The organism is Streptosporangium sp. NPDC048047, assembly GCF_040653115.1.
Classification (GTDB): domain Bacteria; phylum Actinomycetota; class Actinomycetes; order Streptosporangiales; family Streptosporangiaceae; genus Streptosporangium.
Map to the genome: position 1 here is coordinate 1 of NZ_JBEZNH010000124.1, position 3,324 is coordinate 3,324.

The window sequence follows — 3,324 nt, forward strand, 5'->3', positions numbered from 1 at the left end:
CGGCCGCCCGGAACCAGGCCACGTCGCTCGCCGCGACCGGGGAGGCGAACCGGTAGTCGGCCCCGTAGCGCTGGCCGGAGTAGGCGGAGGTGCCCCAGGAGGCGCTCGCGGTGAACCCGGAGCCGGAGTTGTCGACGATCACGCTGAACTGGCCGGACCCGCCTCCGGTGACCACCTTGCCCGCGCTGGGGCCGCTCTCGGTGTGCAGGCGGTCCAGGGCGGTCACGTAGTAGGTGTAGGTGGAGCCGGCCGCCGCGCCGGTGTCGGTGAAGGACGTGGCGCGGGTGGTGGCGACCAGGTTGCGGGCGTCGGCGAAGAAGCACGGGTCGGCCGCGCCCTGGGAGCCGTCCACCCGGTAGACCGCGTACGAGGCCGGGGTGCCGGTGCCGCCGCGCTGCCACGACAGCGCGACCCCGCCGGTCCCCCGGGTGGCCGAGGTGATCGAGGGCACGGCAGGCGCGGCGCCGGCGCCGTACGCGGGCAGCAGGGCCGGCTTCGAGTAGTGGGCGGCCACGAGCGTGGAGACGGCGCCGATCCGGTCGGCCCTGATGTCCTTGGCGCTGAAGAAGACGTCACCGAGCACCTCGGGGTGCCGGCGGTTGTAGGTGAGGTGGTCGCTGAGCTCGGCGGGCCGCTGCCAGGCCGCGCTCTCACCGGACGCCCCGGCCCGGTAGGCGGCCTGGCCGACGAACAGCTGAACGCCCGTGCCCCGGACCGTGCCCGCCCACCAGGCGGTGAGCGTCTGGTAGTCGGCCACGTTGTAGCCGATGTTCCAGTAGATCTGCGGCGCGATGTAGTCGACCCAGCCCTGCTTCACCCAGAGCCGGGTGTCGGCGTAGATGGCGTCGTAGGACTGCATGCCGGAGGTCTGTGAGCCCTGCGGATCGGTCGAGGCGTTGCGCCAGATGCCGAACGGGCTGACGCCGAACCTCACCCACGACTTGGCCGCGTGGATCCGCTGGTCCAGCTCCTTGACCAGGAGGTTGACGTTGTCGCGGCGCCAGTCGGCGATGCTCGCGAAGCCGCCGCCGTACTGGGCGTAGGCGGCCGCGTCGGGAATCGTCTCGCCGCTGACCGGATAGGGGTAGAAGTAGTCGTCGAGGTGCACGCCGTCGATGTCGTACCCGGTGACGGCGTCCATGACGGCGTCCTCGATGAAGTCGCGGACCACCGGGATCCCCGGGTTGTAGTAGAGCTTGCCGCCGTAGGCGAACCGCCAGTCGGGGTGCTGACGGGCGGGGTGGGTGGACACCAGGCGGGTGGGATCGTCGTGGTTGGCGATCCGGTACGGATTGAACCAGGCGTGGAACTCCAGGTTCCGGGCGTGCGCCTCACCGACCATGAACGCCAGGGGGTCGTAGCCGGGGTTCCCGCCCTGGGTTCCGGTCAGCCACTGCGACCAGGGCTCGTACGGCGAGGGCCAGAACGCGTCGGCCGTCGGCCGGATCTGCACGACGACGGCGTTCATGTGCTTCTGCACCGCCAGGTCCAGCCAGGCACGGAACTCGGCCTGCTGCGCCGAGGCGCTCAGACCGGTCCTGCTCGGCCAGTCGATGTTGGCCACGCTGGCCACCCACATCGCGCGGAGCTGGCGTTTCGGGGTCGCCGGGTCGGTGGCGCAGGCGGCGAGGGCGGTGGCCGCGTGCGCCGTCCGCGGGGCGCCCGCGGTGGCGGCGGTGGCGGTGGTCGTGGGGGTGAGGGCGAGGGCGAAGGCGAGGGTCGTCGCGGCAATGCGACCGAGGGCGGCGAGCCGCCGCGTCCGGCCCGCTCGAGGCGTCGTCACAGAAAAGAAGTTTCAGACCAATCCCACCAAAGCGCAATAGTCTTCACCACTCTCCGTATGACCGGAGACGAGCGGGACGCCTTCGGAGAATGTGGAACGCGCCAAATGGAGCGAGGCCGGATCCGGATGGACCGAGCGGCCTACAAAGACGGAAATCTTCTTCTAACTCGGAAGTAATGTCAATTATCGACATTTGTCAGATGAAAGCCGTACTGTGCAGCCGTTGGCACCCCCCGATCAAGGAGCGATCATGACGCTCGCCCGTGCCCGGTCAGCCGCCGCAGCCGCCGGCTTACTCTCCGCCCTCCTGATCTTCGGAGGCCATCCGGCGTCCGCCGCGCCGCCCGCCCCACCCGCGCCGGCCGCGTCAGAGGGACCCATGGCCGCCGCGTTCACCCGCGCCGCCGCCACCTACGACGTCCCGCGCGACCTGCTCGTCGCGCTCGCCTACTCCGAAACCCACCTCGACGGGCACGGCGGCGCGCCGAGCGCGAGCGGCGGCTACGGCGTGATGCACCTGGTCAGCAGCCCCGCCGCGCACAGCCTGGAGAAGGCCGCCCAGATCACCGGCCAGCCCGCCAGGACGCTGCGCAGGGACGACACCGCCAACATCCTCGGCGGCGCCGCGGTGCTGCGGTCCTACGCCGACGAGCTGGGCCTCGACGACGCCGCCCGCAAGGACGCCGGCCGCTGGTACGGCGCCGTCGCCAAGTACGGCAACGCCTCCACCCCGGAGGTCGCCCGGTTGTACGCCGACACCGTCTACAACTTCCTCGGCACCGGCATCGACACGCCCAAGGTCAAGGTCGCCCCGCAGGAGGTCACCGCCGACCGCGGCGAGTACGCCAAGGCAGCGGACCTCAACGCGCCGGTCAACTCGCTGGCCGCCAGCGCCGACTACCCGGCCGCGTCCTGGGTGGCCGCCAGTTCCAGCAACTACACCGCCTCCAGCCGCCCGTCGAGCTACGCCATCGACCGGGTCGTCATCCACGTGACCCAGGGCTCGTACGCCGGCACGATCTCGTGGTTCCAGAACTCCAGCGCCCAGGTCTCGGCGCACTACGTGGTCCGCTCCTCCGACGGCGCCGTCACCCAGATGGTCCGCGAGAAGGACATCGCCTGGCACGCCGGGAACTGGACCTACAACACCCGGTCCGTCGGCATCGAGCACGAGGGCTACGTCAGCGACGCCTCCTGGTTCACCGACGCGATGTACCGCTCCTCGGCCGCGCTGACCCGCGCCATCTGCGACAAGTACGGCATCCCCAAGGACCGCTCCCACATCATCGGGCACAACGAGGTGCCCGGCGCCACGCACACCGACCCCGGCACGTACTGGAACTGGACCAAGTACATGCAGTACGTGACCGGCAGCGGCGGCGGCACCCCGTGGTCGGCCACCGTGGACAACACCACCGCCGGGAAGTTCACCGCCAGCGCCAACTGGGGCACCTCCACCTACTCCGGCCAGCGCTACGGCACCGACTACCGGTTCGCCAACCCCGTCGCCTCCAGCGACCCGGCCTGGTACCAGGCGAGCA

The 3,324-nt window shown here is 70.8% G+C and carries 2 protein-coding genes; one reads left to right on the forward strand and one right to left on the reverse strand.

Features of this window, described 5'->3' with window-relative positions; genetic code table 11:
• The coding region (locus AB0D67_RS38975; protein ID WP_362947443.1) for a family 10 glycosylhydrolase at positions 1-1,783 on the reverse strand (1,783 nt) is incomplete at its 3' end.
• 379 nt (positions 1,784-2,162) lie between these two features.
• Here AB0D67_RS38975 and AB0D67_RS38980 point away from each other — a divergent pair.
• Positions 2,163-3,324, forward strand: a 1,162-nt coding sequence (locus tag AB0D67_RS38980) for an N-acetylmuramoyl-L-alanine amidase (RefSeq protein WP_362947445.1), incomplete at its 3' end; no start/stop codon positions are given.